7 protein-coding genes and 1 other RNA gene are annotated in these 7,341 nt (G+C 34.4%); all 8 read left to right on the forward strand.

Annotated elements, in window-relative coordinates:
* The first annotated feature begins 16 nt into the window (after positions 1-16).
* A complete protein-coding gene (treC, locus tag LQ675_RS14385; protein WP_048540314.1) occupies positions 17-1,660 on the forward strand; it encodes an alpha,alpha-phosphotrehalase in 1,644 nt (547 codons plus the stop codon).
* 28 nt (positions 1,661-1,688) lie between these two features.
* Positions 1,689-2,417: a trehalose operon repressor gene (treR, locus tag LQ675_RS14390; protein ID WP_048540316.1), complete on the forward strand. Its 729-nt coding sequence runs from the start codon at positions 1,689-1,691 to the stop codon at positions 2,415-2,417.
* Between the two features lie 54 nt (positions 2,418-2,471).
* Positions 2,472-2,740: signal recognition particle sRNA large type (gene ffs, locus LQ675_RS14395), an RNA gene on the forward strand.
* Between the two features lie 91 nt (positions 2,741-2,831).
* On the forward strand, positions 2,832-3,368 hold the full coding sequence (locus LQ675_RS14400; RefSeq protein WP_107602195.1) for a GNAT family N-acetyltransferase: 537 nt from the start codon (positions 2,832-2,834) through the stop codon (positions 3,366-3,368).
* A 69-nt stretch (positions 3,369-3,437) separates the two neighbouring features.
* On the forward strand, positions 3,438-5,129 hold the full coding sequence (gene dnaX, locus LQ675_RS14405) for a DNA polymerase III subunit gamma/tau (RefSeq protein WP_048540320.1): 1,692 nt from the start codon (positions 3,438-3,440) through the stop codon (positions 5,127-5,129).
* A 91-nt stretch (positions 5,130-5,220) separates the two neighbouring features.
* On the forward strand, positions 5,221-5,541 hold the full coding sequence (locus tag LQ675_RS14410; RefSeq protein WP_048540322.1) for a YbaB/EbfC family nucleoid-associated protein: 321 nt from the start codon (positions 5,221-5,223) through the stop codon (positions 5,539-5,541).
* A gap of 2 nt (positions 5,542-5,543) precedes the next feature.
* Complete coding sequence (gene recR / locus LQ675_RS14415; RefSeq protein WP_025906091.1) at positions 5,544-6,140, forward strand: recombination mediator RecR; 597 nt, start codon at positions 5,544-5,546, stop codon at positions 6,138-6,140.
* Between the two features lie 81 nt (positions 6,141-6,221).
* Complete coding sequence (locus LQ675_RS14420; protein ID WP_078354892.1) at positions 6,222-7,070, forward strand: patatin-like phospholipase family protein; 849 nt, start codon at positions 6,222-6,224, stop codon at positions 7,068-7,070.
* Positions 7,071-7,341: the final 271 nt, after the last annotated feature.

A 7,341-nucleotide genomic window follows, 5' to 3' on the forward strand; every position in this document is an offset into this window, starting at 1 on the left:
AAAGGAGTATACCTATATGGCAGTTTCAGATTGGAAGAAGTCCGTTGTTTATCAAATTTATCCAAAGTCATTCAATGATACGACTGGAAATGGGCAAGGTGATATACCAGGTATTATAGAAAAATTACCTTATTTACAAACGTTAGGTGTAGATTACATTTGGTTAACACCCATTTATCAATCACCAATGAACGATAATGGATACGATATTAGTGATTATTATCAAATTAATCCTGATTTTGGTACAAAGGAAGACGTCAAAACATTACTAGATGAAGCGCACAGTTTAGGTATTAAAGTAATGCTCGATATTGTGATCAATCACACTTCGACATCTCATCACTGGTTTGTAGAATCTCGCAAGTCTAAAGATAATCCGTATCGTGATTATTATATTTGGAAAGAAGGCACTAAAGAAGAGCCACCAACGAACTGGGAGTCTAAGTTCGGTGGTAATGCTTGGACTTATGATGAACAAACAGAAAGTTATTATTTAAGATTGTTTGATGTTTCTCAAGCTGATTTAAATTGGGAGAATGACAAATTGAAGGCTGAAATATATGAAATGATTAATTATTGGATTGATTTTGGCGTAGATGGTTTCAGATTTGATGTCATTAACTTAATTTCCAAAGGTGCTTTCGAAAATTCAACAGCAATCGGTAAAGAATTTTATACAGATGGACCAAAAGTCCATGAGTATTTACAAGAACTGAATAAACAAACATTTGGCAATAAAGACATTATGACGGTTGGAGAAATGTCATCAACAACAATTGATAATTGTATTAAATATACAAATCCAGAACGTCATGAGTTAAGTAGTGTATTTAATTTTCATCATTTAAAAGTAGATTACAAAGATGGTGAAAAGTGGTCAGATATGAAATTTGATTTTCTTGAACTGAAACGTATCTTAATGGATTGGCAAGTGAACATCGCAAAAGGTAACGGATGGAATGCTATTTTCTGGTGTAACCATGATCAACCTAGAGTCGTAACGAGATTCGGTAAAGATGATACAGAAGCGGAAAGAGTTAAATCTGCTAAGATGCTTGCGATATCATTACACATGCTTCAAGGTACGCCGTATATTTATCAAGGTGAAGAAATTGGCATGACAGATCCAGGTTTCACGGATATTGATCAATATAAAGATGTAGAATCACTTAATGCATACAAATTATTAAAAGAACGTGGTATGGATGAACAAATGATTATGAAAGTAATAGGTCAGAAATCTAGAGATAACTCTAGAACGCCTATTCAATGGAATGCACATACTGAGGCAGGCTTTACAACTGGAGAACCATGGATTGGTATCCCAGAAAATTATAAGCATATTAATGTTGAAGCGGCATTGGAAGATAAAGATTCTATTTTCTATACGTATCAAAAGTTAATACAATTACGTCATGAACACGATGTGATAACGTATGGAGAAGTTGAACCACTTCATATGGAACATCCAGAGCTGTTCGTTTACAAGAGACATTTAAATAATGAAACTTGGTTAGTTGTTGCAAACTACTCTGATCAAATCGTTGATATCCCAGAAGATATCGATTTAGAGGGTGAAATCATGATTGCAAATAATGATTTAAATGGTAACGCTTTGCAACCATTTGATGCTTTTGTCGTAAAAGTAAGTGGTGACTAATTGATGTTGAAGGTATAGAGGTGAACGCATGAACAAGTATATGAAAATCTACCAATCTATTTGTGAAAAAATTTTAAATGGTGAATATGCTCATTTACAGCAACTACCTTCAGAAAATGAATTAACAAAGATATATTCAACTTCTAGAGAGACTGTAAGGAAAGCTTTAAATTTATTGCAAGAAAAAGGTTATATTCAAAAGTTAAGAGGCAAAGGGTCTGTCGTTATTTATGAAGATGTTATTCAATTTCCAATATCGGAAATGGTGAGTTTCCAAGAAATTAATAAACGATTAGGACTTGATTATGAAACTAAAGTTGAATTACTTGAGGTTATAGATGCTAAAGACGTTCCTGTCGTTCAACATGCGCTTGAGTTAAGAGACCAAGATAAGTTGTGGCATGTTGTCAGAACGAGAACAAAAGATGACGCCGTGCGTATTATGGATGAGGATTACTTTATATGTCAGATTATTCCTAAGCTGACTGAAGAAGTTGCAGCTGAATCTATCTATAAATTTATTGAACAAGAAATGAATGTAGAAATCAGTTACTCGAATAAGTCTATTACATTTGAAGAGATGACAGAGAATGAAATATTATATTTCGGAAAATTAAATCCGCCTTATACAGCAACAGTTAGAGGTACTGTATATCTTAATAACGCAGAAAAATTTCAATATAATATTTCAAGACACATCGCGACGGAATTCAAGTTTGTAGATTTTTCTCGCAGGGTGATTCATAAAACACTTTGATTGAAGTAGTTTTTTCTTGCCAAATCGTAACATTTTGTTGTAGTATATATATTGCCGTGCTAAGTGGGGAGGTAGCGGTTCCCTGTACTTGAAATCCGCTTATGCAAGACTGAATTCCTTTGCCGCGGACATATTATTGTGAGGTCTGCCCTCAGCACGTGGTGTCTGAAGACGTCGGTCCTATGCAATACAAACCCATGAATCATGTCAGGTCCGGAAGGAAGCAGCATTAAGTGGATCATTGTATGTGCCGTAGGGTAGCCGAAGTTTAGCTAACGACTGAGGTAACGCTTGTGATGTTTGTTCAAAGCAAAGGTGCACGGTTTTAAATTTTATAAACTTATCAAATTATATATAAATTCAAAAGGGTGACCGCGGTCACCCTTTTTCTTATATCAGGAGGATATTTTATACATGACCCAATTACTAATTGGAACGATCATAGAATCGGAATATGAATTAGCTAAAGAAGTCGTTAAAGAAGCATTCAAAAATGAACGTTATTCTGATGGAACAGAACACGAATTAATCGGTAAAATACGAAAATCAATGAATTATAATGCAGAACTTGAAGTTGTAGCGAAGACAGAATCAGGCAAAATTCTGGGGCATGCAATGATGTCAGAAGTCACCGTTAGTTCTGATGAAGAAACACATACAGTATTAGCGCTTGCGCCTGTTTCTGTTTTGCCAGAGTATCAAAATAAAGGAATAGGGAAAGCATTAATAGAAGCTTTAGAATATAGAGCTTATGAAAATGGCTATGTCGGTGTAGTCGTACTAGGTCATGCAGCTTATTATCATAAATTAGGTTATCATGCAGCGTCAGAGTTTAATATATACCCACCATTTGAAGTGCCAGATGAAAATTTCATGTTTAAATATTTATGGGATCACCCAACAAAAGAAATTAAAGGCACAGTTCATTATCTAGAAGCTTTTGATAATTAATAATAGGGTGTACCTATTGATTCATGATATAATATAGCCAATATCTTATTAAATTTTGGAGGTGCCACTTTGAACTACCAGGCTTTGTATCGAATGTATAGACCGCAATCATTTGCAGATGTTGTCGGTCAAAAACATGTCACAAAAACATTAAGAAACGCCATCCAAAAAGAAAAGCAATCACATGCTTACTTGTTTAATGGCCCACGTGGAACTGGTAAGACAAGTATTGCTAAAATCTTCGCTAAAGCAATTAACTGTACAGTGAATACGAATGGTGAACCTTGTAATGAATGCGCAATTTGTAAAGGCATTACACAAGGAACAAATTCAGATGTCATTGAAATTGATGCTGCTAGTAATAACGGTGTAGATGAAATACGTAATATTAGAGATAAAGTAAAATATGCACCAAGTGAATCTAAATTTAAAGTCTATATTATAGATGAAGTGCACATGCTTACAACAGGTGCTTTCAATGCACTTTTAAAGACACTTGAAGAACCGCCAAGTCATGCTATTTTTATACTCGCAACTACTGAACCTCACAAGATACCACCTACTATTATATCTAGATGTCAGAGATTTGATTTTAAAGCCATCCATTCTGGTGAAATAGAAAGCAGACTCGCGTTTGTCGCAGATGAGCAGAATATTACCTACGAAGAAGAAGCTTTGGCATTTATCGCTCAGGTTTCAGAAGGTGGTATGCGAGATGCATTAAGTATCATGGACCAAGCAATAGCTTTTGGAGATGGACACTTATCACTCGAACATGCTTTAAATGTAACGGGTAGTGTAGATAAAGCGGCTTTAAATGCTTTGTTTAATGACATGGTTGCTAAAGATATTAAACAAGCTTTTACTAGGTATCATGAATTTATTTCTGCGGGTAAAGAAGTTAATAGACTTGTAAATGATATGATTTATTTCATAAGAGATTCAATTGTCGCTAAGACAACTGAACAAGTTGAAGACGACCACGCACTGAATCAAGTAGACTTAAATACAATGTACAAAATGATTGATTGTATTAACGACACATTAGTTTCAATGAGATTTGCAATTAACCAAAATGTTCATATAGAAATACTAATCGTTAAGTTAACGGAATTAATTGATCAGAACAATAACGGACAAACGGTTTCTGTTAGTTCAAATCAAAACGCTGGCTCTAGTGAAGTGATGGATAAAATCCAACAACTTGAAGCGACGATTCAGCAACTAGCTCAAAACGGTGTAAGTCAAAAGGCTAAACCAGTTGAAAATAAACAAAATATCCCTCGTAAACAATCTAAGCATGTCTTCTCTATTCGACAAATCGAACGTGTGCTTGACCATGCTAATCGTGATGATTTGAATTTACTTAAAGAAAAATGGCAAGCAGTGATAGAATCGGTTAAAGAGAAAGAGCAAAGAGCGCTAGTTAGTCTTCTCTTAAACTCGGAACCCGTTGCAGCAAGTGAAGACCATGTGCTCGTGAAATTTGATGAAGATATTCATTGTGAAATCGTGAATAAGAATGATGAAAAAAGAAATCATATCGAAGCGATTGTATGCGAGATAGTTAACAAGAATGTAAAAGTTGTTGGCGTACCAAATTCACAATGGTTACAAGTCCGTCAACAGTATATTCAATCTAAAAAAGCGAATACGGCTCAAGGTGAAGTTGAGCAAGAAGAAAAGCCAGAAGAAGCGGATGTTGTAAAGAAAGCTCAAGAGTTGTTTGGTGAAGATACCGTACATGTTACGGATGAGTAATACATGACATCACCTCTAAAGGCATGTATAATAAATATGACAAAAATTAATAATCTTAAATGTATAAATTAGAAATTAGGAGGACGAAATTATGCGCGGTGGCGGAAATATGCAACAAATGATGAAACAAATGCAAAAAATGCAAAAGAAAATGGCTGAGGAACAAGAAAAGCTAAAAGAAGAAAAAATCGAAGGAACAGCTGGTGGCGGTATGGTTACAGTCGTTGTTTCTGGTCATAAAGAAGTGTTAGATGTTATCATTAAAGAAGATGTAGTAGACCCTGAAGATATTGAAATGTTACAAGATTTAGTATTAGCAGCAACAAATGACGCTTTATCTAAAGCAGATGATGTAACAGCAGATCGTTTAGGTAAACATACAAAAGGTCTAAACATTCCTGGAATGATGTAATGATGTTCTACCCAGAACCAATATCTAAACTCATTGATAGCTTTATGAAATTGCCGGGAATAGGTCCGAAGACTGCACAACGTTTAGCTTTCCACGTATTAGATATGAAGGAAGACGACGTTGTACTTTTTGCCAAATCTCTCGTAGATGTTAAGAGAGAACTGACTTATTGTGAAACTTGCGGACACATTACGGATGTTTCCCCTTGTCATATATGTCAAGATAAACAAAGAGACCGTTCAGTTGTGTGTGTTGTTCAAGATTCTAAAGATGTCATAGCTATGGAAAAAATGCGTGAATATAAAGGGTTATACCATGTATTGCATGGTGCGATATCTCCAATGGAAGGTATTGGACCTGAAGATATTAATATTCCTTCGTTATTAGAACGATTGAAGAATGATGAAATCGAAGAAATTATATTGGCGACTAATCCTAATATAGAAGGTGAATCAACAGCGATGTATATATCTAGACTTGTTAAACCGATTGGTATCAAGACAACTAGACTAGCACATGGTCTACCAGTAGGTGGAGATTTAGAATACGCTGATGAAGTAACACTTTCGAAAGCTATAACTGGAAGAACAGAAATTTAATAACGATATTTGAGGCTGGGACAATGAATAATGTCTCAGCCTCGCTTTCATTCAACTAATAGTATAGAAAGAAGTGTAACTATGATAAAAGACACAGCATTAATATTAGAAGGTGGCGGAATGAGAAGTATGTACACAGCTGGTGTGCTAGATTTCTTCATTAAGAAAGATTTATATTTTAAATATAATATTGGCGTTTCAGCAGGCGCATCTATGGCTGCAAGCTATATATCTCGACAATTTAGACGCAATCATCGTGTCACAACAAAATACATTAAAGATAAGCGTTATATTTCGTTATCAAATTATGTAAAAAATAAAGAGATATTTGGTATGGACTTTGTGTATCATCATATACCGACTTACTTGGAACCTTTTGACTTTGAAAAGTTTGATCAAGCAGAGGAAGAGTTTGTTGTTGTAACGACAGATTGTGACACAGGAGAAGCGGTTTATTTCAATAAGAAAGAAACAGAAGGCTCTATATTGACTGCCTTAGAGGCAACAAGTTCTTTACCAATGATGGCCAACCCAGTTCAATATAAAGGTCATACATTATTAGATGGTGGTATCGTCAATCCTATTCCGATTGATAAAGCAATTGAAGAAGGCTATAAGAAAAATGTTTTGATTTTGACAAGACCGAAAGGCTATCGTAAAAAACAAAGTAAATTTTCAAAAGTATTCAGATTGAAAGCATATCCTAAAATCAATCATTTAATGGCGATAAGATATAAACATTATAATCAGACTTTAGAATGGATAGAAGCGGAAGAAGAGAAAGGTAATTTGTTTGTTATCAGACCTTCTGATTCATTATCTGTAGATAGAATCGAGAAAAATCCTAGAAAATTAGATGCTTTATACAAACAAGGATATAAAGATGCTGAAAAAATATACGAAAAACTAAAAGAATATGTTGAGAATTAAGTATATTTGAGAGTATTGAGTGTTTTGGTGTAATTTTTATGCTTGAGTAAAGGGTATTTAGCGTGTATAGTTATATCTTGTGAGCGAGAGATAAATAAAACATCAAAACACTTTGAAAATTAATTTTAAAAAGTTGTTGACTTCGAATTAAGAAGTGTGTATAATAGTTTCTTGTGAGACAAAATGAACATTGAAAACTGAATGACAATATGTCAACGTTAATTCCAATAATTGAGTACTGAAAGTACTTCAGAGTGATTGGCTTAACCAA

It is taken from the genome of Mammaliicoccus sp. D-M19, assembly GCF_022386695.1.
Classification (GTDB): domain Bacteria; phylum Bacillota; class Bacilli; order Staphylococcales; family Staphylococcaceae; genus Mammaliicoccus; species Mammaliicoccus sciuri.

What these genes read in the sequence shown, in the direction of transcription:
- treC (WP_048540314.1), top strand. Translation starts at nt 17, where the DNA reads ATGGCAGTTTCAGATTGGAAGAAGTCCGTTGTTTATCAAATTTATCCA.
- treR (WP_048540316.1), top strand. Translation starts at nt 1,689, where the DNA reads ATGAACAAGTATATGAAAATCTACCAATCTATTTGTGAAAAAATTTTA.
- LQ675_RS14400 (WP_107602195.1), top strand. Translation starts at nt 2,832, where the DNA reads ATGACCCAATTACTAATTGGAACGATCATAGAATCGGAATATGAATTA.
- LQ675_RS14410 (WP_048540322.1), top strand. Translation starts at nt 5,221, where the DNA reads ATGCGCGGTGGCGGAAATATGCAACAAATGATGAAACAAATGCAAAAA.
- recR (WP_025906091.1), top strand. Translation starts at nt 5,544, where the DNA reads ATGTTCTACCCAGAACCAATATCTAAACTCATTGATAGCTTTATGAAA.
- LQ675_RS14420 (WP_078354892.1), top strand. Translation starts at nt 6,222, where the DNA reads ATGATAAAAGACACAGCATTAATATTAGAAGGTGGCGGAATGAGAAGT.